Origin of the sequence: Pseudomonas izuensis (genome assembly GCF_009861505.1) — a bacterium.
GTDB lineage: Bacteria > Pseudomonadota > Gammaproteobacteria > Pseudomonadales > Pseudomonadaceae > Aquipseudomonas > Aquipseudomonas izuensis.
Map to the genome: position 1 here is coordinate 240,418 of NZ_WTFT01000002.1, position 21,960 is coordinate 262,377.

A 21,960-nucleotide genomic window follows, 5' to 3' on the forward strand; every position below is an offset into this window, starting at 1 on the left:
CTTTTTTCCGTTTCGTTTATTCACTCTTGTTTCAGAATCCCCAGGAGAACAGCGATGCCTAGCCGTCGTGAGCGTGCCAACGCCATTCGTGCCCTCAGCATGGATGCCGTGCAAAAAGCCAACAGCGGCCATCCCGGTGCCCCTATGGGTATGGCGGATATCGCCGAAGTGCTTTGGCGCGACTACCTCAAGCACAACCCGAGCAATCCATCGTTCGCCGACCGTGACCGCTTCGTGCTGTCCAACGGTCATGGCTCGATGCTCATCTACTCGCTGCTGCACCTGACCGGCTACGACCTGTCGATCGATGACCTGAAGCAGTTCCGCCAACTGCACAGCCGCACGCCAGGTCACCCGGAACTCGGCTACACCCCGGGCGTTGAAACCACCACCGGCCCACTGGGTCAGGGTCTGGCCAACGCCGTGGGTTTTGCCCTGGCTGAAAAAGTCATGGCGGCACAATTCAACCGTCCCGGCCACAATATCGTCGACCACCACACCTACGTGTTCCTGGGTGATGGCTGCATGATGGAGGGCATTTCCCACGAAGTCGCTTCCCTGGCCGGCACTCTGGGCCTGGGCAAGCTGATTGCCTTCTACGATGACAACGGCATCTCCATCGACGGCGAAGTCGAAGGCTGGTTCACCGATGACACGCCGAAGCGTTTCGAGTCCTACAACTGGCAAGTGATCCGCAATGTCGACGGTCACGACCCGGAAGAGATCAAGATCGCCATCGAGACTGCACGCAAAAGTTCGCAGCCAACCCTGATCTGCTGCAAGACCACCATCGGTTTCGGCTCGCCGAACAAGCAAGGCAAGGAAGACTGCCACGGCGCCCCGCTGGGTGACGCGGAAATCGCCCTGACCCGTGAAGCCTTGAAGTGGAATCACGGTCCATTCGAAATCCCGGCCGACATCTATGCCGAGTGGGATGCCAAGGAAGCCGGTCGCGCGGTCGAAGCCGAGTGGGATCAGCGTTTCGCAGCCTACTCCGCTGCCTTCCCTGCCGAAGCCAACGAGCTGGTTCGTCGTCTGAGCGGCGAGCTGCCGGCCGACTTCTCCGAGAAGGCCGACGCCTACATCGCCGAAGTGGCGGCCAAGGGCGAAACCATCGCCAGCCGCAAAGCCAGCCAGAACGCCCTGAACGCGTTTGGCCCGCTGCTGCCGGAGTTCCTCGGCGGTTCGGCCGACCTGGCCGGTTCCAACCTGACCCTGTGGAAAGGCTGCAAAGGCGTCACCGCTGAAGACGCCAGCGGCAACTACATGTACTACGGCGTGCGCGAGTTCGGCATGACCGCCATCATGAACGGCGTCGCCCTGCACGGCGGCCTGGTGCCTTACGGCGCGACCTTCCTGATGTTCATGGAATACGCCCGCAATGCCGTGCGCATGTCGGCCCTGATGAAGCAGCGTGTGATCCACGTCTACACCCACGACTCCATCGGTCTGGGCGAAGACGGCCCGACTCACCAGCCAATCGAGCAACTGGCCAGCCTGCGCTGCACGCCGAACCTCGATACCTGGCGTCCCGCCGATGCCGTTGAATCGGCGGTGTGCTGGAAATACGCGCTGGAGCGCAAGGACGGTCCTTCGGCCCTGATCTTCTCGCGTCAGAACCTGCAGCATCAAACCCGCAATGCCTTGCAGATCGGTGATATCAGCCGTGGCGGCTACGTGTTGAAGGATTGCGCTGGCGAGCCTGAGCTGATCCTGATTGCGACCGGTTCGGAAGTCGGCCTGGCCGTTCAAGCCTTCGACAAACTGACCGAGCAGGGCCGCAAGGTGCGTGTGGTTTCCATGCCTTGCACCAGCGTGTTCGACGCCCAGGATGCCGGCTACAAGCAATCGGTCCTGCCGTTGCAGGTCAGCGCCCGTATCGCCATCGAGGCTTCCCACGCCGACTACTGGTACAAGTACGTCGGCCTGGAAGGTCGCGTGATCGGCATGACCACCTACGGCGAGTCGGCGCCTGCTTCGGCCTTGTTCGAAGAGTTCGGCTTCACCCTGGAAAACATCCTGGGTCAGGCTGAAGAGCTGCTGGAAGACTAAGTTCAGGGTATGTATTGCCTGTTCTGACGCCATCGCGGCGGTGCGGCGATCCGACAAGCCTTGCTCCCACGGATTTCATAGCCCTGTGGGAGCAAGGCTTGCCCGCGATGACAATGGAACATTCAACGCTGCAATGACAGATTCACCACGGTAATCGAGAACCCCCATGCCTCAACCGCGTCCCTACAAAGTTGCACTCAACGGCTACGGCCGGATTGGTCGTTGCGTCTTGCGTGCGTTGTTCGAGCGAGGCTCGACGGCAGGGTTTGAGATTGTCGCGATCAACGATCTGGCCGACATGGCCAGCATCGAATACCTGACACGTTTTGACTCCACCCACGGGCGCTTTCCCGGTGAGGTGAAGGTCGATGGCGATTGTCTGCATATTAATGGCAACTGCGTGAAGGTCCTGCGCAGTGCCACCCCCGAAGGCATCGATTGGGCGTCCCTGGGCGTCGATCTGGTGCTGGAATGCTCCGGCGCTTACCACACCCGTGCCGACGGCCAGCGTTTTCTCGAGGCCGGCGCGCCACGCGTGCTGTTTTCCCAGCCGATGGCCAGCGAGTCGGATGTCGACGCCACCATCGTCTACGGCGTGAACCAGGAGTGCCTGACCGGTGACGAGCTGTTGGTGTCCAATGCCTCCTGCACCACCAACTGCGGCGTGCCGTTGTTGCGCCTGCTCGATCAGGCGATCGGCCTGGAGTATGTGTCGATCACCACGATTCACTCGGCGATGAACGATCAGCCGGTGATCGACGCCTATCACCACGAAGACTTGCGTCGCACCCGTTCGGCGTTCCAGTCGGTGATCCCGGTGTCCACCGGTCTGGCGCGCGGCATCGAACGCCTGTTGCCGGAACTTGCCGGGAGAATTCAGGCCAAAGCCGTACGTGTGCCGACGGTCAACGTGTCTTGCCTCGATATTACGATGCAGACCGTGAGCGATACCGACGCCACCGAGGTCAACCGGATCCTGCGCGAGGCTGCCACCAGCGGCCCGCTCAAGGGTCTGCTGGCCTATACCGAGCTACCCCATGCAAGCTGTGATTTTAATCACGACCCACATTCGGCGATCGTCGATGCCAGTCAGACCCGCGTTTCCGGCCCACGGCTGGTGAACATCCTGGCCTGGTTCGACAACGAATGGGGTTTTGCCAACCGAATGCTGGATGTTGCAGAGCACTATCTGCAAACAGCGAATCCACCCACTGCTCTCTAAATCAGTAACCCAGGAAATGCGACCCATGACCGTGTTGAAGATGACCGACCTCGATCTGCAAGGTAAGCGCGTACTGATCCGCGAAGACCTCAACGTCCCGGTGAAGGACGGTGTAGTCACCAGCGATGCGCGAATCCTGGCTTCGCTGCCGACCATCAAGCTGGCCCTGGAAAAAGGCGCGGCAGTGATGGTTTGCTCGCACCTTGGCCGTCCGACCGAAGGTGAGTTCTCCGCCGAAAACAGCCTAAAGCCAGTCGCTGACTACCTGAGCAAGGCCTTGGGCCGCGAAGTGCCGCTGGTGGCTGACTACCTGGGCGGCGTCGACGTGAAAGCCGGCGACATCGTGTTGTTCGAAAACGTGCGCTTCAACAAGGGCGAGAAAAAGAACGCCGATGAACTGGCCAAGCAATACGCTGCCCTGTGCGACGTGTTCGTGATGGACGCCTTCGGCACCGCGCACCGTGCCGAGGGTTCGACGCATGGTGTAGCCAAGTTCGCCAAAATCGCAGCGGCAGGCCCGTTGCTGGCGGCCGAACTGGATGCACTGGGCAAGGCCCTGGGCGCACCGGCCCAGCCGATGGCTGCCATCGTTGCCGGTTCCAAGGTGTCGACCAAACTCGACGTACTGAACAGCCTGAGCCAGATCTGTGATCAGTTGATCGTCGGCGGCGGCATCGCCAATACCTTCCTGGCGGCTGCCGGTCATCCGGTCGGCAAATCCCTGTACGAGCCTGACCTGCTGGACACCGCCCGTACCATCGCCGCCAAAGTCAGCGTTCCGCTGCCGGTGGACGTGGTGGTTGCCAAGGAATTCGCCGAAAGCGCCGCGGCCACCGTGAAGCTGATCGCTGACGTGGCAGCCGACGACATGATCCTGGACATCGGCCCGCAGACCGCAGCGAACTTCGCCGAACTGCTGAAATCGTCGAAAACCATCCTGTGGAACGGTCCGGTCGGCGTGTTCGAATTCGACCAGTTCGGCAACGGCACCAAGGTACTGGCCCAGGCCATCGCCGACAGCGCGGCATTCTCCATCGCTGGCGGTGGCGACACCCTGGCCGCCATCGACAAATATGGCGTTGCCGAGCAGATCTCCTACATTTCTACCGGTGGCGGCGCGTTCCTCGAATTCGTCGAAGGCAAAGTGCTGCCAGCCGTTGAAGTCCTGGAAAGCCGGGCAAAGGCCTGAGGCTCGCCCGTTTGGCCAGGCAAGGGAGTGTTCATATGGTCAAGACGTTAGCGCTGTTGATCGTCGCGGGTTCGCTGGCGGCTTGCGGGAGTAACCCGAAAGCCACACCGGAACCCGCGCCGGCTGCGTCGCCGAATGGCTGCTACCAGGCCGACTGGCAGGCGGAAACCAATCCGGTGCTCAACAAGCGTTCCGGGCCTGAAGGCCTGGACAAATACGAGACACAGACTCCCGCCAAGGAACATGGTTGTCCGTGACGGGTCTGACTCTTTACTCAGGGCCGGTAGCGTGCGCCGCCGGTCGAGGAACACGGATGAAAGGTTTTATCGCCATTACGGCACTGGTCCTGCTGGCGGGGTGCGCCAACCTAAACCCGTTCCAGTCGTCCGCCCCGGCTGACAACTGGACCACCTGGACCTGTGACAGCCAGGCCAAGGTGCTCTGGCGCTACACCGACGACAGCCGCAGGGAGGTCGACGTGCGACTGGGTGGGGCCGATCAGGTCTACCGCTTGAAGCAGGAGCCCGGTGCGTCGGGATCGCTGTATAGCGACAACATGCTGGCGTTTCACATAAAAGGTGAGGAAGGCCTGGTTTACTGGGTTGCCACCAATGATTTGATTGGCCGTGGCTGTAAAGCGCAATAACACGGAGCCGACGCTAAACCCTGTGGGAGCAAAGCTTGCTCGCGATGAGGCCGGTACATTCAATATATGTGTCGGCAGTTACACCGCTATCGCGAGCAAGCTTTGCTCCTACAGGTTCTGCGTCGATGTTCAGATTTGTGCGTAACACCGAATTCGCAGGCCGGATTAACCCCCGATCTGCAATAACTTGAATAGCCGCCGCCGCTCCGGCAGGCTGGCACGATTAACGACCCTCAACCGGGAGAGACACACACAATGGCACTTATCAGCATGCGCCAGATGCTGGACCACGCAGCCGAGTTCGGCTACGGCGTTCCAGCCTTCAACGTCAACAACCTTGAGCAGATGCGCGCCATCATGGAAGCCGCTGACAAGACTGACTCCCCGGTGATCGTCCAGGCTTCGGCCGGTGCTCGCAAATACGCCGGCGCGCCGTTCCTGCGTCACCTGATCCTGGCGGCCATCGAAGAATTCCCGCACATCCCGGTGTGCATGCACCAGGACCACGGCACCAGCCCTGACGTCTGCCAGCGCTCCATTCAGCTGGGCTTCAGCTCGGTCATGATGGACGGTTCCCTGGGCGAAGACGGCAAGACCCCGACCGACTACGACTATAACGTGCGCGTTACCCAACAAACCGTGGCCATGGCTCACGCCTGCGGCGTATCGGTAGAAGGCGAGCTGGGCTGCCTGGGCTCGCTGGAAACCGGTATGGCCGGTGAAGAAGACGGTATCGGCGCCGAAGGCGTTCTGGACCACAGCCAGATGCTGACCGACCCGGAAGAAGCCGCTGACTTCGTCAAGCGCACCCAGGTCGACGCCCTGGCCATCGCCATCGGCACCAGCCACGGCGCGTACAAGTTCACCAAGCCGCCTACCGGCGACGTGCTGGCGATCGACCGCATCAAGGAAATCCATAAACGCATTCCGAATACCCACCTGGTGATGCACGGTTCGTCTTCGGTTCCGCAAGAGTGGCTGGCGATCATCAACCAGTACGGCGGCGACATCAAAGAGACCTACGGCGTACCGGTTGAAGAAATCGTCGAAGGCATCAAGCACGGCGTGCGCAAGGTCAACATCGACACCGACCTGCGTCTGGCATCCACCGGTGCTATGCGTCGCCTGATGGCCACCAACCCGAGCGAATTCGACCCGCGTAAATTCTTCGGCGCCACCGTGACCGCCATGCGCGACGTGTGCATCGCGCGTTACGAAGCCTTCGGTACTGCCGGCAACGCTTCGAAGATCAAGCCGATCTCCCTGGAAGCGATGTTCCAGCGTTACCTGAAAGGTGAGTTGAACGCCAAGGTCAACTAAGCCTCAGCGTTTGAGCCACACAAAAAACCCGCAGAAATGCGGGTTTTTTTATGGCCGAAGATTTGCAGTCACCGCAGACACTGTGGGAGCGGGCTTGCCCGCGATAGCGGTAGGTCAGTCAGCATGATTTTGACCGTGCCGACGTCATCGCGGGCAAGCCCCGCTCCCACAGGTTTTAACGGCGCACTACTCACTTATCGTGATCGATATCCAGCTTGCTGAACGTCACTTTCCCGCCCTCACTGGTGTACCCGGTGTTGTCCTGCACATACACCCCGGCCTTGAAGTACAGCGGCTTGTCGCGCCATGTCGCGCTGATCTGGGTGTCCCATTGATAGCCTGCGGCGCTGATCCCCAGGGCACCGCCGGGGCTAAGGTGGATGAGGTAGGAGAACTCCTGATCCAGCTTTACGCCGGTAGCGACAATGATCACGCGGCCTTCATCGTCATCGGGGTGCATGCGCACCTTGGCGACAATGTTGCCGGTCGAGGTTTTGGTTTTGTATTGATACTCGACCTTCACCAGTGGCTTTTGGCTGTTGTAGGCATGAATTTGGCCAACGACGATCTTGCCCGAGCTTGGCACCTGGTTGACCGCCAGGGTGGCCCGCAGGGTGTTGTCGGCGTCAGGGTAGTACCAGTTTTTCAGCGTGCCGTTGCTGTAGGTTTCCCGCAGTTCGGTGCGCGGGTAGATGGCGTTTTCGGTTTTGGAGCCGGTCACCGGGGACCAGAAAATCACCGAGCCGGTGTCGGAACGGAAGTACTGATCCTTGAAGCCATTGACCAGTTTTGAGGTTTCAACGGTGTACGGCGGGCTGCCGACGGGAACGCTGAGGTTCCAGGTTGCAAGGTCGATCATGGGCAAAGCTTCCAGGTGTTTTTTTCAGTACGGACGTACCAGAAGCTCTAGCACGGGCCTTGAGGGCGCTCTTTATAAGCGTACAAGGTTTTTTTGTTAATGCTGGCCAGACAAAATGGGTGACGTCAAAATCCTGTTAAAAGGCCACCTCTCCCGGTTTCAGCGGCCCTCAGGCGTGACCGTTAGTCGGCAAATGAACACATTGTTAGATGATGGCGTACTGACACCTTCTGCTTTCCGGGATCCAGGTCTAGAGTGAATCATTAGAATTTGTCCGGCTTTCACAAGAGGCCGGCCTGACGTCCCGAACATAGAGAAGCAGCATGGAATGCGCGCCCCACACGCCAGCTGAAGGCCGTTCAACGTTATTAATCGTCGACGATTACCCTGAAAACCTGATCAGCATGCGCGCGTTGTTGCAGCGCCAGGACTGGCAGGTCATGACCGCTGCCTCGGGTTTCGAGGCTCTCGGTCTGTTGCTAGAACACGATATCGACCTGGTACTGCTGGATGTGCAGATGCCGGGCATGGACGGGTTTGAAGTCGCGCGCCTGATGCGCGGCAGTCAGCGAACCCGCCTGACACCGATCATTTTCCTGACAGCCAACGAGCAGTCCCAGGCCGCGGTGATCAAGGGTTACGCCAGTGGCGCGGTGGATTACCTGTTCAAGCCGTTTGACCCGCAGATTCTCAAGCCCAAGGTCCAGGCGCTGCTGGAGCATCAGCGCAATCGCCGGGCCTTGCAGCGCCTGAGTCATGATCTGGAGGTGGCTCGCGCTTTCAATGCCTCGGTGCTGGACAACGCGGCCGAAGGTATTCTGGTGGTCGATGAGGGCGGTCTGATCCACTTTGCCAACCCGGCGATATCGCGCCTGCTCAATGCCACGGTGCAAGAGCTGCAAGGCCGGGCCTTTCTGGATTTCCTGCAAAAACCGCATGTCCCGAACTGGGCCGATTCCGACCTGCTGGCCGGCTACAGGCGCGGTGAGACGTTGCGCCTGCACGATGCGTTGCTGCGCACCGCGCCTGGCCAGCAGGTGCCGGTAGCGCTGTCCTGTGCGCCTTTGCCTGCCGAGCAACACGCCATGGTAGTGACGGTGCTGGACATGTCGGTGGTGCGCCACCTGCATCAGCAGCTCGAATTTCAGGCCGTCACCGACCCGCTCACCGGCCTGCTGAACCGTCGGGGTTTTTACCAGACTGTGGAAAACCTGCTGCTGCGCGGTGAACGCACCGACAGTGCCTGGGTCCTGTTGTACCTGGACCTCGACGGGTTCAAGCGGGTCAATGACTCACTCGGCCACGATGCCGGTGATCGGGTGCTGCGTTGGGTGTCCGAGCAGTTGAAGGCTTGCCTGCGGCCGTTCGACATTCTGGCGCGCATGGGGGGCGATGAGTTCACCGCATTGCTCGACCTGGAGTTCCCGGAGCAAGCCGCCAAGATCGCCGAGAAACTGATTGAGCGAGTTTCGATCTGTCAGCAGATCGACGGCCTGGATATCGCTCTGGGCGCCAGCATCGGCATTGCCACCTACCCCGATTGCGGAGCTAATCTGGACGGTTTGCTGCGGGCCTCCGACATTGCCATGTACGAGGCCAAGCGCGCCGGCCGTCAGCAATATCGCTTCTACGATCACGAAATGAACGGCCGGGCACGCTCGCGGCTGATGCTCGAAGAAAGCGTGCGCACCGCCATCGAGAACCGTGATTTCAACCTGGTTTATCAACCGCAGGTGGCCATTGCCGACGGGCAGATTCGCGGATTTGAGGCGTTGTTGCGTTGGCAGCATCCAAGCGTCGGTGACGTTCCGCCAGGGCTGTTTCTACCTTTGCTGGAAGAGGCGCGTTTGATCAGTCGCCTGGGTAGCTGGATTTACCAGCGCGGTGCCGGACAACGCAAGGCATGGGAAACCCTGTTTGCCGAAGACCTGGTGCTGGGCGTCAGTTTGAGCGGCAGCCAGTTCGCCATGCCCCATCTGGCCACCGAGTTGCGCCAGGTGCTGGAGCGCCATGGCTTGCAGCCTCGTCATCTGGAAGTCGAGGTCACGGAAGAAGCCTTGATGCACAACCCGGAAGAAACCCGTAAACAGCTGCGTTTACTGCGTAGCCTGGGGGTCAGGGTGGCGCTGGATGATTTCGGCTCCGGACCCTGTTCGCTGGCGCATTTGCGCGACCTGGAACTGGACACGCTCAAGCTCGACCGTCACTTGATCGCGCGGCTGCCGGAGTCCTCGCGGGACGCGGCGTTGGTGCGCAATGTGATCGAATTGTGCAAACACTACGGCATGCTGGTGATTGCCGAAGGGGTGGAAACCGTCGCGCAATATGACTGGCTGCAAGCCAACGGCTGCGGTTATGTGCAAGGCTTTCTGGTGGCGCGGCCGCTGATGGCCGAGGATACGGGGCACTTCGTGCAGCCTTTCGACTGGAGCGCGCTGACCCGCTGAATTCGCTACACTGGCGATCTTTTCGTCTTTTGTGTTGCCACTGCGATGACCGCGTTGAAATACCTTCAGGCCTATCCCGCTTCATTACAGGATCAGGTGCGCCAACTGATCGCCGAGGGTCGGCTGGGCGATTACTTGAGCAAGCGCTATCCGCAAAAGCACGCTGTGCAGAGCGACAAGGCGCTGTATACCTACGCGCTGGACCTCAAGCAGGAATACTTGCGTAACGCCCCGGCCATCGACAAGGTGTTGTTCGACAACCGCCTGGACCTGACTCACCGCGCGCTCGGCCTGCACACCACGATCTCACGGGTGCAGGGCGGCAACCTCAAGGCCAAGAAAGAAATTCGCATCGCCTCGCTGTTCAAGGAAGCGCCCTCCGAGTTTCTGAAAATGATCGTGGTTCACGAGTTGGCGCATTTCAAAGAGTCCGATCACAACAAGGCGTTCTACAAGCTGTGCGAACACATGTTGCCGGGGTATCACCAGGTGGAATTCGATGTGCGGGTGTACTTGACCTGGCGGGATCTGCCGACGCCCACAGGCGCGTAGGCGCTGGCGCAGGGCTGCGATCTTTTGATCTTCAAAAAAGGAGCAAATGTGACGGAAGTCAGCAAGACCAAGAGCAGCTTTTATCGTCGCTTGTATGTGGCGTACCTGATCGACAGCGGGCTGGCCAGCAGTGTTCCGGCATTGACCGACATCACCGGGATGCCGCGGCGTACGGCCCAGGACACCATTGCTGCGCTGGCGGATCTGGATATCGTTTGTGAGTTCGAGCAGGAAGAGGGCGCTCGCAATCATGCCGGGCGCTACCGGATTCGTGACTGGGGGGCGATTGATCGGGGGTGGATCGAGCGCCATCTTCGGCAGATCAAGGCGGTGTTGGAATATCCCTGAAATTTGCATTGCCTGGGCTGGCGCCTTCGCTGGCAAGCCAGCTCCCACAGGTTCCGATGTGGATTGCAAATTTTCGATCCACTCTCGGTCACTGTGGGAGCTGGCTTGCCAGCGATGGAGCCCTCAGGAACGACGCATCCCTATATGCGGAATGCCATCCTCGACATACACCTCACCCGCCACTTCAAACCCGTACCGCCCGTAATACCCCTGCAGATGCGCCTGGGCCGAGAGATAGATCGGCATGTCGGGCCAGTGTTTTTCCGCTTGCTTCAGCGCCTGGGCCATCAACTCATGCCCAAGCCCCGTGCCTCGTGCCTGGGGGGCGATGATCACCCGTCCGATCACCACGTCGCCACCCTGTAATTCGGGATCGAGAAGGCGCAGGTACGCCACCAGTCGATCCCCGTCCCACGCCATCAAATGGCGGGTGTCACCCTCCAGATCCTGGCCGTCGATATCCTGATAGACGCATTTCTGCTCGACGACGAACACCTCGGCACGCAGCTGCAAAATGGCATACAGCTGCTCCTTGCCCAAGTCACTGTGGTGTTTGCAGACCCATTCGATTGTCATGTCCTGATTCCCTGTAAACGTACCAGCGATACTAAGCGTCCCGAGGAAAGATGTCTTTATGGCGGAGAAATCTGTGACAAAGACCAAAATGCCATCATTCATTTCTCGCACCGCTGACTTCTTTGTGTAATCTGGAATCAAGCGATGTGCTGTGGCTTCAATGAGCTAACGTTTAGTGCCTGGGTGTGCCGGTACGGGGTCTTGGAGTTTTGGCTGAAAACACGTCGGGCAGCCCGCCCGCTAAGGATTTTCTAGCATGCCGCGATTGCATCGAGCCTTTGCTTTGATTGGATTGCTGTTGCTTGTTCATGACGCGGCAGCGGAAAAGTTGCGTCTGGTGGCTGATGCCTGGCCGCCGTTTACCGATGCCACGCTGGTCAATGGTGGCTTGGCCACGGATATTGTCAGCACCGCCCTGGCGCGGGCCGGCTATGCCAGTGACTTCGAGCAGGTGCCTTGGGCACGGGCCTTGCTGGGTGTGAGCGAAGGCCGATACGACGTGCTGGTCAATGCCTGGTACACCGACGATCGCACCAAACTCGGTCAGTTTTCCAGCGAGTACCTGATCAACCGTGTGCGCTTCATCAAGCGCAAGGATGCACCGATCGAATTCAATAACCTGCAGCAACTGCACACCTATCCGGTGGCGGTGGTGCGCGGTTATGCCTACTCGCCGGCGTTCGACGACGACGCATCACTGCAGAAAGTGCCGGTGCACAACTTCGCCATGGCCGTGCGCATGGTCGCCGCCGACCGGGTCAAGCTGACCCTGGAAGACGAGTACGTCGCGCGCTACTACCTGGCCCGCGAATCCGCCAAAGTGCGCAATGCCGTGGAGTTCCTGCCCAAGCCGCTGAGCGAGAACAGCCTGCACATCCTGGTCAGCCTGAAAAATCCCAGGCATGAACAGATCGTCGCCGGATTCGACCGTGAGATCGCGGCGATGAAGGCGGATGGGAGTTATGAGCGGTTGATGAGGCAGCATGGGATGTAGGGTGTGGCTGCTCGCCTAATCGCGGGCAAGCCTTGCTCCCACAGGTTTTATGTTGTGCATGTTTTTGCGAACGACGCGAAACCTGTGGGAGCAAGGCTTGCCCGCGATAAGGCCCGATCAGGCGCTACACATCCTCGCTCGTATCCTTGATCAAATGCGCCGCCAGCGTGCGCAACGGCCCCAACTGCCGACAGATCAGCGCCAGTTGCGTCTGCACCAGGCGCTGCCCTTCGTCGATTTCATCGGGCATCTGCTCAAGCTCGTTGGCCAGCGCTTCTTCCTCATCGCTGTGAATCGCAATGGCGGATTTGCTGGCCAGCCCTTGGGCGATTTCGTCGATGCTGACCGCCAGTTTCACGCCGGCCCCTTCGATCAGATGCTCGCGTCTATCTGGCGGAAGCTGGGTTTCCCGGTGCGCGCCCAGGCCTGACAGGTAACTGAGCAGCGTGTGTGACAGCACCAGGAAGCGGAAGCCCACATCGGCTTCCTTACGGAAATGCCCCGGCTCCATCAGCATGTTGGCCAGGGTGGTCGACAGCGCCGCATCGGCATTGTGAGCGTTGCGTCGGGCCAGGCGATAGGCCAGGTCGTCGCTCTTGCCGGCGGCGTATTGCTGCATGATCTGGCGCAGGTAAACGCTGTTGCAGGCCAGGGTGTTGGCCAGCACCTTGTTCAGGCGTCGTCCCTGCCAGTCCGGCAGGAACATCAATACCGCCAGCCCAGCGATCAGGCTGCCGAGCAAGGTATCGAACAGCCGTGGCACGAAGAGTCCGTAACCGTCACCCACTTGGTTGAAGCAGAACAGCACCATCAAGGTGATCGCCGCTGTCGCCAGGGTGTAGCGCGTGGTGCGGTTGGTAAAGAACACCACCCCGGCGGCAATGGCGAAACACGACTGGATCAGCGGGTTGGGGAACAGATCGAACAGTGCCCAGGCCAGGGTCAGGCCAATGGCGGTGCCGATGATCCGCTGCCCGAGTTTGCGGCGGGTGGCGCCGTAATTCGGTTGGCAGACAAAGAGCGTGGTGAGGATGATCCAGTAACCCTGGGACGGGTGAATCAAATGCACCATTGCGTAGCCGATGCTCAAGGCCAGGGGCAAGCGCAGGGCATGGCGGAACAGCAGTGAAGTTGGCGTCAGCTGCGTGCGCAAGCGTACCCAGACGTCCTTGAGGTTGCGCGGCGAACGGTCGAGCAGGCTGCTGTCGGTGGCGTCGGCCAGGGCATCGGGGTTGCTGGCGTCGCTGAGCAACCGGTCGAGGGTGCCAAGGTTCGCCGCCAGGGCCCGCAACGAGCGCAGCAAGCCGCGCCAGGCAGGATTGCTCTGGATACGCAGGTGTTCCAGAGAGGCGTGCAGATCGCTCAGGGCTTCGGCGAAGCTGGCGTCGTAGATGAACGGCTGGCGCATCTGGATCGACTCGGCCAGTGCCCGGCATGCCTTGCCTTGCTGGCGCAGCAGGCGCTGACAGCGGAACAGTACGTCGCTGTGGAAAAACGCCTCGGCCAGGGCGTTGTAGGGGTAGTGCGAGGAACTGGCGCGCTCGTGGATGTCCTGGGCGAGGAAGTACAGTTTCAGGTAACGGCTGACTTTCGAGCCCGGGCGGCCATTGCCGACCCGGTGCAGGATGATTTCCTTGGCGGCGTTGAGGGCGGCGACCACGCGACCGTTCTGTTGGGCCAGTTCCAACCGCCGTGCCTCAACGTCCATCTGCCGGATCGGCTCGAACAGCGACGACTTCAGCTTCAGGTAAAACCCCAGCTCCCGAAACAACCGCGCCAGGCTTTGCTGCACCGGCTGATTGGAAAACAGCGCTTGCCACACCACCGAGAGCAGACCGTACCAGGCCGCACCGGCCACCAGCAGCACGGGCTCATGCCAGAAGTCGGTCACCGCGCCACCGCGCTGGTCTACGCCGATCATGGTGTAGACCGACAGAATCAGCGTCGCCGAGGCAATCGCGCCATAGCGTTCGCCCAATGCGCCGAGCATGGTCAGGCAGAAGGCGGCCAGGGCGAAGGCGATGATGAAAAAGATGGGGTAGGGGAACAGCAGTTCGACCGACAGCGCCGCGACCAGGAAACACACCAGCGTCACGGCCAGCGCATTGAGGCGCCCTTGCCAGCTGTCGTCGGTCTCGGCCAGGGCGCTGGCAATGATTCCCAGGAACAACGGGATCAACAGTCCCATTTCATCCTGATACCAACACAACGCCATGGTGCCGGTCAGGGCGATGAATACCCGCACGCTGTAGCTGAATTTATCCAGCGCCCAAAGGCGACGCAGAGACTGACGAAGCGAAGTCGATGACATGAAATGCGAAGGCCTTCCGAGGCGATGACGCTAAATTGAGCCAGTAATGACGCCGACGCAATGGCGACGATCACATCTGACAGCAAAATCTGTTCCTTCCTTGCCAAATGCTTTTCCTGTGGGAGCAAAGCTTGCTCGCGATGACGGTCTCACATTCACCATTGATGTTGAATGTTAATCCGCTATCGCGAGCAAGCTTTGCTCCCACAGGGCGCGGTGTCAGGATAACGGGTGGGTCAGACGTATTGGGCAGCCGCGTAGCCCGAAGCCCAGGCCCACTGGAAATTGAAACCGCCCAGATGCCCGGTTACGTCCAGTACTTCGCCGATGAAGTACAGGCCGGGGCTTTTCAGCGATTCCATGGTCTTGGACGACACTTCATTGGTATTCACGCCGCCCAGGGTCACTTCGGCGGTGCGGTAGCCTTCGGTGCCGGCCGGCACGACTTTCCAGCTCGCCAGTTTTTCGGCGATGTCCGCCAGTTCGGCGTGGGTGTACTGCTTCATCGGTTTGGAGACGAACCAGTTGTCCGCCAGCAGGTTGGCCATCTTCTTGGTGAAGATTTCACCGAGCAGGGTTTTGAGTTCGCTGTTGGGGCGTTCGGCTTGCTGCTGTTGCAGCCAGCTCGGCGCGTCGTGGTCTGGTAGCAGGTTGATCTCGACGGTATCGCCCGATTCCCAGAACGAGGAAATCTGCAGGATCGCCGGGCCGCTGAGGCCGCGGTGGGTGAACAGGATGTTCTCGCGAAAACTCTGGTCGTTGCAGCTGACCAGGCAATCCACTGACGTACCGGACAGCTCGGTGCAGAGTTCCTTGAGCTGATCGGTGATGGTGAACGGCACCAGCCCGGCGCGGGTCGGCAGCAGTTCGTGGCCGAATTGTCTGGCCACTTGATAGCCAAAACCGGTGGCACCCAGGGTCGGGATCGACAGCCCGCCGGTAGCGATCACCAGGGATTCGCAGGTGATCTGCCCCATGGTGGTGTCCAGCAAATAGCCTTTCTCAAGTTTCTCGATGGTCTGGATTGACGTGTCCAGGTGCAGGTTGACGCCGACTTGATTGCACTCGTCGAGCAGCATTTCGAGGATGTCGCTGGATTTGTTATCGCAGAACAACTGACCGAGTTTTTTCTCGTGGTACGGCACGCCATGCTTGGCGACCATGCCGATGAAATCCCATTGGGTGTAGCGGGCCAGGGCGGATTTGCAGAAATGCGCATTCTGCGAGAGGAAATTGCCCGGTTCGGTGTACATGTTGGTGAAATTGCAGCGGCCACCGCCCGACATCAGGATTTTCTTGCCGGCCTTGTTGGCATGGTCGAGCAACAGCACCTTGCGCCCGCGCCCGGCGGCGGTCAGCGCACACATCAACCCTGCGGCGCCAGCGCCAATGATCACGACTTCGGTAGAGCGCAAAACGGTGTCCTCACACAAAAACTATTGCGGTCCCTGTAGGAGCGAGCCTGCTCGCGATGGTCGTCAACGATAACGCGGGCTGTCTGATGCCCAGCGGTGTTTCATCGTCCATCGCGAGCAGGCTCGCTCCTACAGGGGGGCGTTGTTACAGGATACGCACGCGCAACGAACGACCCTTGATCTTGCCGTCGTTCAGGCGCTGCAAAGCCTGCTTGGCGACCGCGCGTTCCACGGCCACGTAAGCCTGGAAGTCGAAAATCGCGATTTTGCCGACCTGGGCGCCAGGAATGCCGGCATCACCGGTCAGTGCGCCAAGAATGTCGCCCGGACGAACCTTGTCCTTACGGCCGGCCGCGATGCACAGGGTGCTCATCTGCGGCAGCAGTGGGCCACCGCCCTTGGAAGTGAGGTTGTCCACCTGATCCCAGGTCAACGGTGTCTTTTGCAGTTGCTCGATGGCTTGCGCACGGTGTGCTTCGGACGGGGCCACCAGGCTGACCGCGATACCTTTCTCGCCAGCGCGACCGGTACGGCCGACGCGGTGAATGTGGATTTCCGAATCACGGGCCAGTTCGACGTTGATCACCATGTCCAGGGAATCAATGTCCAGGCCGCGGGCGGCGACGTCGGTGGCCACCAGCACGGAGGTGCTGCGGTTGGCAAACATCGCCAGCACCTGGTCGCGGTCACGCTGCTCCAGATCGCCGTGCAAGCCGACGGCGGAGATGCCCTTGGCAGTCAGGTGATCGACGGTTTCCTGAACCTGCTGCTTGGTGAAGCAGAACGCCACGGTGGACGCCGGGCGGAAGTGGCCAAGTACCTTGGTCACCGCGCTCATGCGCTCTTCCGGGGAGATCTCGTAGAAACGCTGCTCGATCTGCGTGTCGTCGTGGAACGCCTCGGCCTTCACTTGCTGCGGGTTGCGCATGAACTTCGCGGCCAACTGCTTGATGCCCACCGGGTACGTGGCGGAGAACAGCAGGGTCTGGCGACGTTCCGGGGCCTGCATGATGATTTCTTCGATGGAATCGTAGAAACCCATGTCGAGCATGCGATCGGCTTCGTCGAGGATCAGCGTGTTGAGGCCGTGGAGCACCAGCGAACCTTTGCGCAGGTGCTGCTGAATACGTCCCGGGGTGCCGACGATGATGTGCGCGCCGTGCTCCAGCGAAGCGATCTGCGGGCCGAGGGACACGCCGCCACACAGGGTCAGGACCTTGATATTGTCTTCGGCACGGGCCAGGCGACGGATTTCCTTGGCCACCTGATCGGCCAGCTCGCGGGTCGGGCACAGGATCAGCGCCTGGCAACCGAAGTAGCGCGGATTGATCGGGTTCAGCAGGCCAATGCCAAAGGCGGCGGTCTTGCCGCTGCCGGTCTTGGCCTGGGCAATCAGGTCCATCCCCTTGAGGATCACCGGCAAGCTCTGCGCCTGGATCGGCGTCATCTGGGTATAACCGAGGGAATCGAGGTTAGCCAGCATGGCGGCGGACAGCGGCAGAGTATTAAATTCGGTGGCGATGGTGGTCACGGGACTGGCCTGCAAAACAAAATGTCGCGCAGTGTACCAGTCCGATGGCCATTCGCCCTAAGGCTCTATGTGTTCTTCCGGACGTTTGACTCGCCGTCCGTCACTCTTTGACAGTTGCGAGAAGATGGTCGCGGCCAGCATCGCCATGATGCCGACGGTCACAAAGGTCAGTTGGAATGCACCCAAAACCGTCTCCACGCCATCGTTTCCGATCTCTGCCGTGAACCCGCCAAGCAGCGCACCTGCACAGGCCACGCCAAGGCTCAACGACAATTGCGCTACCACCGACAGCAAACTGTTGCCGCTGCTGGCGCTGGCATCGTCGAGATCGATCAGGGTCACGGTGTTCATCGCGGTGAATTGCAAGGAGTTGATTGCCCCGAGGATCGCCAGCAGACACAACAAGAGCCAGTACGGCGTCTGCTCGCTGACAAGACCCATCGCCGCCAGCATGATCCCCAGCGCCAGGGTGTTGCCGGTCAGCACGATGCGGTAGCCCAGGCGCTCGATCAACGGGCGTGCCACCCACTTGGCAATCATCGCCGCCGCCGCCAGCGGCAGCATGCTCATCCCGGCTTGTGACGGCGAATAGCCCAGCGCCACTTGCAGCAGCAACGGCACCAGAAAGGGCAGGGCGCCGCTTCCGAGCCGGGCGAACAGGTTGCCGAGAATACCGACGGCAAAGGTCCGGGTCTTGAACAGCGACGGCGCGAACAATGGGTTGTCGATATGGCCTGCGCGCAACCAGTAAGCCGCCAGGCAGGCCATGCCGCCGAACAGCAGCAACATCACCCGCAGGTGCGGCAGGTGCAGTTCACCCAGCCCCTCCATGGCGATGGTGATCAGGATCATTGCCGCGCCGAACAGTACGAAGCCGAGGCTATCGAATTTCGTGCGTTCCGAGCCACGAAGGTCGGGAATGAATTTCCACACGGCGTAGCAACCGACCACACCCACTGGCAGGTTGATCAGGAAGATCCAGTGCCAGGTCAGGTACTGCACCATCCAGCCGCCCATGGTCGGGCCGATCAGCGGGCCGAGCAGTCCGGGAATGGTGATGAAGCCCATGATCCGCACCAGTTCCGAGCGCGGGTAGGCGCGCAGCACCACCAGTCGCCCGACCGGCAGCATCAACGCGCCGCCGAGGCCCTGGATCACCCGGGCACCAATCAGCAGGGTCAGGCTGTTTGACATCGCGCAGAGCAGTGAGCCGAGGCTGAACAGCAAAATGGCACCGAAGAAGATTTTCCGGGTGCCGAAACGATCGGCGATCCAGCCTGAGGCGGGGATCAGCAACGCGACCGTGAGCATGTAGGCGATGATCACGCCCTGCATGCGCAATGGATCTTCCGCCAGGTCCGCGGCCATGGCCGGCAAGGCGGTGTTGAGGATGGTCCCGTCGAGGGATTGCATGAAAAAGGCAATGGCGACGACCCACGGCACCCAGCGGGCGGTGACAGGGTCGAGAGGCGGGCGGTTGGGCATGGGACCTCTTGTCAGTGTGAATCAGGTAAACCGTGGTGATTTCATCGCGGGCAAGCCTTGCTCCCACAGGATTAGGGTTTGCCCGGGTTTTTCAGACGACGCCAAAACTGTGGGAGCAAGGCTTGCCCGCGATGCTTTTACAGGGTCAACGTAAGTCGGCTGACCAGCGCCCCCGGCAACAGCGCCGAAGCTGTCGCGCGTTGGCTGTAGGTACTCGCTGACAGCAACATTTCTCGCTCTTGCGTCAACGCCTCGAGCTGCGAGCCGAGCAGGCTGAAGGCGCTGTCATCAAAGCGCATGGTGCTGACCGGGGCCTGGATCTCGCCGTTCTCGACCCAGAACGTCGCAAACCGGGTCATGCCGGTCAGGCGCGCGGCCGGTTGATCGGAGAAGTTCAGGTACCACAGGTTGCTGATGTACAAACCCGTGCCCAGTTGCTTGAGGATGTCCGCCTCCGGTAGCGCACCGGCCTGCATGTTCAAGGCGCTTGGCGATTCTCCACCGCTGGCGCCGTTGGCGGTCAGGCCGTATTCGGCGGCGCTGCGTGAGCCAACCAGTTGCGCACCGGCCTTGCCCCCGACAATCAACCCCAGGTCGCTGCGCGGATAGCCTTCGTCGGAGAACGCCGGGCTCAATGAACCGCTGACCTTTTCATCCAGCGACACCAACGGGCTAAAGGATTGATCGCCCCCATAAAGCTTCTGCAGCGGACTGCTTTTGCTGGCAATCGACTGCGCCGAAAAGCCGCCCCAGCACAGCATGCCCATGATTTCTTCCAGCGCGGCCGGTGCCAGGTAAGCGCGGTAGTGACCCGGCGCCAGGGTGCGCAGCGGCCGGCCCAGATACTCAAGTTGCTCGCGGGCCTGCTGGAAGCGCCTGGCAAAACCTTCGCTGTTCCAGTCGTGCCCCGCATAGCTGGCCTTCACGGCCTGGCCGTTTTCGTGGAACAGGCTGAAGTCGAAGTTGAAGCTGTTGGCCTGGTGCGAGCCGAACGCCCCGGCGGAACTGGCGAAGCCCCGGCTGATGGGACCGGCCGCGTAGAAACCGACCAGGTCCAGGCCTTCGGCGGCACGGGTGATTTCGGCGACTACTTGCTCGGTGTCCGGTAGCGGATGCTCCTGCACATTCTTGCTTTGCCAGCCGTTGTAGTTGAGCAGCAGGTACGGATCCTGTGGCAGCAGCGGCAGGGTTTCGCGCAGTTGTTGCAGGCCTTCGACCAACCGCTGCTGATCCACCTGCGGATCGCCGGAAAGGGTGATGTCGAGGTCGGCATGACGGCCATCGTTGATCAGTTTCAGACCGATGCTTGCCTGCTGCACCTGCCCGGCCTGACGTACCTTGGCGTGGTTGAAACGCACGAAGGCCGACGACTCGGCGGCGTAGCTGAGGGTGAATTGTTCCGGTTCACGCAGCGAGTCACGCAAGCCGTTGACCAATGCCTTGAATGACTCGGCCTGAATTTTCGACGTACTCATCAGGCGTCTCCCCCAAATACATCTACATTGCTGAACACGCAGGCCGGCGACGCATGGCCGACGCGGATCACCTGATTCGGTTCGCCCTTGCCACAGTTCGGCGTGCCCAGGATCTTGAAGGTGCCGGCATCGCCGACCGCGCTGAGGCTCTTCCAGAACTGCGCGGAAATCGCCCGGTAATTCGGGTTCTTCACCACGCCCTTGAGTTCGCCGTTCTCGATCAATTGGCCCCATTCGCAACCGAACTGGAACTTGTTGCGTGCGTCATCGATGGACCAGGAGCGATTGGTGCTCATCAGGATGCCGTGCTCGATGTTGCCGATCAGTTGTTCCAGTGGCTGATCGCCCGGCTCGATGTTCAGGTTGGCCATGCGATCGATCGGTGGCCGGTTCCAGCCGCAGGCGCGGCTGTTGGCGACACCGTCCAGGCCGGCGCGGAATTGCGACAGCGCACCGCCCAACGGACGCAGCAACAGGCCTTCGCGGATCAGGAATTGTTTGCTGGCGGCGGTGCCGTCGTCGTCATGACCGTAACTGGCGAGTTGCTCGGGAATGTCGGGGTCGAAGGTCACGTTGAGCAGTTTCGAGCCGTATTGCAGGCGGCCGAAATCTTCGGCTTTGACGAAACTGGTGCCGGCGTAATTGCGCTCGTCGCCGAGGATGCGGTCCAGCTCCAGCGGGTGGCCGATGGATTCGTGGATCTGCAGCATCATCTGATCGGGCATCAACAGCAGGTCGCGGGCGCCTTGCGGGGTGTTCGGCGCCAGCAGCAGTTGCAGCGCCTGATCGGCGATTTTCGGACCGGCACCGATCAGGCCGCAGCGGCTGATCACATCGAAGCCGCCCTGTTGGCCGAAGTTCTCGCGGCCCAGGGTGCGGGTCTGGCTGTCGTTGCCGTCGTAGGCGGTGACGTCCAGGCCGGGGTAGACGAAGCGCTGTGCCTGGCGCAGTTCGGCGCCCGCGCTGTTGAGGTAGATCTGCTCGACGTGGGTGATGCCAATGCTCACCTGCCAGTTCACCAGGCGCTCGTCCTTGGGCACGGCGGCGGATTCCGCGCCGAGCAGTTGGTAGCAATCGCTCAGGGACGGGAACGGCTGGTCCAGGTTCGGCGAGAAGTAATCGGCGCGATCGCTGGACACGGCTTGTTCACGCAGGTCCAGCAGGGCATGGGGCTTGAGTCGGCGGGCCTGCTGTTCGGCACGTTCGAGGGCCGCTTGCAGGCCTTGCTGCGACAGGTCGTTGGTGGCGGCGTAGGCTTCGACGCCGTTGACCCGTACGGTCAGCATCGCGCCTTCGTCACGGCGCAGGCTCGGCGGTTCCGCCACGTTCTTGCGCACCGACAGGTATTGGCCGGACTCGCGCACATAACGCAGGGAAAAGAATTCAGCGCCCGTGCGCAAGGCAGCGAAGCGCAGCTTGAGCTGGGGGTGGAAATCGAACATTCGGGGGACCTCCTTGGTGTGGAGCATCGATGTTGCGGGGGGAGGGTGAAACGTTTGCGTGGCGCTAGAGTAGGCCTGCGAGGGGGGAGGATCAAG

The 21,960-nt window shown here is 60.8% G+C and carries 18 protein-coding genes; 10 read left to right on the plus strand and 8 right to left on the minus strand.

The window, feature by feature from the left end:
• The first annotated feature begins 54 nt into the window (after positions 1 to 54).
• The 6 genes from tkt to fba all read left to right on the plus strand — a co-directional run bounded on the left by tkt (position 55) and on the right by fba (position 6,429).
• Positions 55 to 2,052, plus strand: a complete 1,998-nt coding sequence (gene tkt / locus GPL81_RS01315) for a transketolase (RefSeq protein WP_160104898.1) — start codon at positions 55 to 57, stop codon at positions 2,050 to 2,052.
• Positions 2,053 to 2,218: 166 nt separating this feature from the next.
• Positions 2,219 to 3,274 carry an erythrose-4-phosphate dehydrogenase gene (gene epd / locus GPL81_RS01320; protein ID WP_096514484.1) on the plus strand — a complete coding sequence of 352 codons (1,056 nt, stop codon included), beginning with the start codon at positions 2,219 to 2,221 and terminating at the stop codon, positions 3,272 to 3,274.
• 25 nt (positions 3,275 to 3,299) lie between these two features.
• Positions 3,300 to 4,463, plus strand: coding sequence for a phosphoglycerate kinase (locus GPL81_RS01325; protein WP_160104899.1), 1,164 nt, complete (start codon positions 3,300 to 3,302; stop codon positions 4,461 to 4,463).
• 35 nt (positions 4,464 to 4,498) lie between these two features.
• Positions 4,499 to 4,720, plus strand: coding sequence for a hypothetical protein (locus GPL81_RS01330; RefSeq protein ID WP_160104900.1), 222 nt, complete (start codon positions 4,499 to 4,501; stop codon positions 4,718 to 4,720).
• A gap of 56 nt (positions 4,721 to 4,776) precedes the next feature.
• Positions 4,777 to 5,109 carry an MliC family protein gene (locus tag GPL81_RS01335; protein ID WP_160104901.1) on the plus strand — a complete coding sequence of 111 codons (333 nt, stop codon included), beginning with the start codon at positions 4,777 to 4,779 and terminating at the stop codon, positions 5,107 to 5,109.
• Between the two features lie 255 nt (positions 5,110 to 5,364).
• Positions 5,365 to 6,429: a class II fructose-bisphosphate aldolase gene (gene fba, locus GPL81_RS01340; RefSeq protein ID WP_019694035.1), complete on the plus strand. Its 1,065-nt coding sequence runs from the start codon at positions 5,365 to 5,367 to the stop codon at positions 6,427 to 6,429.
• 190 nt (positions 6,430 to 6,619) lie between these two features.
• On the opposite strand, the gene GPL81_RS01345 is transcribed toward fba, so the two are convergent.
• The gene (locus tag GPL81_RS01345; RefSeq protein WP_160104902.1) at positions 6,620 to 7,288 is read right to left on the minus strand and encodes a polysaccharide lyase family 7 protein; all 669 of its coding nucleotides are present in this window, start codon (positions 7,286 to 7,288) and stop codon (positions 6,620 to 6,622) included.
• 323 nt (positions 7,289 to 7,611) lie between these two features.
• Here GPL81_RS01345 and GPL81_RS01350 point away from each other — a divergent pair, with 323 nt between their 5' ends.
• Genes GPL81_RS01350 through GPL81_RS01360 form a run of 3 tightly spaced genes read left to right on the plus strand, consistent with a single transcriptional unit; the run spans position 7,612 to position 10,635 of the window.
• The gene (locus tag GPL81_RS01350) at positions 7,612 to 9,735 is read left to right on the plus strand and encodes a putative bifunctional diguanylate cyclase/phosphodiesterase (protein ID WP_160104903.1); all 2,124 of its coding nucleotides are present in this window, start codon (positions 7,612 to 7,614) and stop codon (positions 9,733 to 9,735) included.
• A gap of 45 nt (positions 9,736 to 9,780) precedes the next feature.
• Entirely contained in the window at positions 9,781 to 10,287 is a 507-nt protein-coding gene (locus GPL81_RS01355) for a M48 metallopeptidase family protein (RefSeq protein ID WP_160104904.1), read from the plus strand.
• A 48-nt stretch (positions 10,288 to 10,335) separates the two neighbouring features.
• A complete protein-coding gene (locus GPL81_RS01360) occupies positions 10,336 to 10,635 on the plus strand; it encodes a winged helix-turn-helix domain-containing protein (RefSeq protein ID WP_160104905.1) in 300 nt (99 codons plus the stop codon).
• Between the two features lie 123 nt (positions 10,636 to 10,758).
• Here the strand turns inward: GPL81_RS01360 and GPL81_RS01365 are convergent, their stop codons facing one another.
• Positions 10,759 to 11,211 (minus strand): GNAT family N-acetyltransferase, encoded by a 453-nt coding sequence (locus GPL81_RS01365; RefSeq protein ID WP_160104906.1) that lies wholly within the window; start codon positions 11,209 to 11,211, stop codon positions 10,759 to 10,761.
• Positions 11,212 to 11,467: 256 nt separating this feature from the next.
• Between GPL81_RS01365 and GPL81_RS01370 the strand changes: the two genes are divergently transcribed.
• Positions 11,468 to 12,205, plus strand: a complete 738-nt coding sequence (locus tag GPL81_RS01370; protein ID WP_160104907.1) for a substrate-binding periplasmic protein — start codon at positions 11,468 to 11,470, stop codon at positions 12,203 to 12,205.
• A 124-nt stretch (positions 12,206 to 12,329) separates the two neighbouring features.
• Here the strand turns inward: GPL81_RS01370 and yccS are convergent, their stop codons facing one another.
• From yccS to GPL81_RS01400, 6 genes are all read right to left on the minus strand, one after another.
• On the minus strand, positions 12,330 to 14,516 hold the full coding sequence (gene yccS / locus GPL81_RS01375) for a YccS family putative transporter (protein WP_160104908.1): 2,187 nt from the start codon (positions 14,514 to 14,516) through the stop codon (positions 12,330 to 12,332).
• Between the two features lie 236 nt (positions 14,517 to 14,752).
• Positions 14,753 to 15,931 (minus strand): BaiN/RdsA family NAD(P)/FAD-dependent oxidoreductase, encoded by a 1,179-nt coding sequence (locus tag GPL81_RS01380; RefSeq protein WP_160104909.1) that lies wholly within the window; start codon positions 15,929 to 15,931, stop codon positions 14,753 to 14,755.
• 145 nt (positions 15,932 to 16,076) lie between these two features.
• Positions 16,077 to 17,414, minus strand: a complete 1,338-nt coding sequence (gene dbpA, locus GPL81_RS01385; protein WP_246218868.1) for an ATP-dependent RNA helicase DbpA — start codon at positions 17,412 to 17,414, stop codon at positions 16,077 to 16,079.
• Positions 17,415 to 17,519: 105 nt separating this feature from the next.
• Positions 17,520 to 18,947, minus strand: coding sequence for a multidrug transporter subunit MdtD (gene mdtD, locus GPL81_RS01390; RefSeq protein ID WP_160104911.1), 1,428 nt, complete (start codon positions 18,945 to 18,947; stop codon positions 17,520 to 17,522).
• A gap of 137 nt (positions 18,948 to 19,084) precedes the next feature.
• Positions 19,085 to 20,422, minus strand: coding sequence for a TldD/PmbA family protein (locus GPL81_RS01395; protein WP_160104912.1), 1,338 nt, complete (start codon positions 20,420 to 20,422; stop codon positions 19,085 to 19,087).
• Entirely contained in the window at positions 20,422 to 21,864 is a 1,443-nt protein-coding gene (locus tag GPL81_RS01400) for a TldD/PmbA family protein (RefSeq protein ID WP_160104913.1), read from the minus strand. The genes GPL81_RS01395 and GPL81_RS01400 overlap by 1 nt, the downstream gene beginning before the upstream one ends.
• Between the last annotated feature and the right edge of the window lie 96 nt (positions 21,865 to 21,960).

Bases quoted from the DNA above. Each gene is read 5' to 3' on its own strand.
- tkt (WP_160104898.1), top strand. From the start codon at position 55: ATGCCTAGCCGTCGTGAGCGTGCCAACGCCATTCGTGCCCTCAGCATG.
- epd (WP_096514484.1), top strand. From the start codon at position 2,219: ATGCCTCAACCGCGTCCCTACAAAGTTGCACTCAACGGCTACGGCCGG.
- GPL81_RS01325 (WP_160104899.1), top strand. From the start codon at position 3,300: ATGACCGTGTTGAAGATGACCGACCTCGATCTGCAAGGTAAGCGCGTA.
- GPL81_RS01330 (WP_160104900.1), top strand. From the start codon at position 4,499: ATGGTCAAGACGTTAGCGCTGTTGATCGTCGCGGGTTCGCTGGCGGCT.
- GPL81_RS01335 (WP_160104901.1), top strand. From the start codon at position 4,777: ATGAAAGGTTTTATCGCCATTACGGCACTGGTCCTGCTGGCGGGGTGC.
- fba (WP_019694035.1), top strand. From the start codon at position 5,365: ATGGCACTTATCAGCATGCGCCAGATGCTGGACCACGCAGCCGAGTTC.
- GPL81_RS01345 (WP_160104902.1), bottom strand. From the start codon at position 7,288: ATGATCGACCTTGCAACCTGGAACCTCAGCGTTCCCGTCGGCAGCCCG.
- GPL81_RS01350 (WP_160104903.1), top strand. From the start codon at position 7,612: ATGGAATGCGCGCCCCACACGCCAGCTGAAGGCCGTTCAACGTTATTA.
- GPL81_RS01355 (WP_160104904.1), top strand. From the start codon at position 9,781: ATGACCGCGTTGAAATACCTTCAGGCCTATCCCGCTTCATTACAGGAT.
- GPL81_RS01365 (WP_160104906.1), bottom strand. From the start codon at position 11,211: ATGACAATCGAATGGGTCTGCAAACACCACAGTGACTTGGGCAAGGAG.
- GPL81_RS01370 (WP_160104907.1), top strand. From the start codon at position 11,468: ATGCCGCGATTGCATCGAGCCTTTGCTTTGATTGGATTGCTGTTGCTT.
- yccS (WP_160104908.1), bottom strand. From the start codon at position 14,516: ATGTCATCGACTTCGCTTCGTCAGTCTCTGCGTCGCCTTTGGGCGCTG.
- dbpA (WP_246218868.1), bottom strand. From the start codon at position 17,414: ATGCTGGCTAACCTCGATTCCCTCGGTTATACCCAGATGACGCCGATC.
- mdtD (WP_160104911.1), bottom strand. From the start codon at position 18,947: ATGCCCAACCGCCCGCCTCTCGACCCTGTCACCGCCCGCTGGGTGCCG.
- GPL81_RS01395 (WP_160104912.1), bottom strand. From the start codon at position 20,422: ATGAGTACGTCGAAAATTCAGGCCGAGTCATTCAAGGCATTGGTCAAC.
- GPL81_RS01400 (WP_160104913.1), bottom strand. From the start codon at position 21,864: ATGTTCGATTTCCACCCCCAGCTCAAGCTGCGCTTCGCTGCCTTGCGC.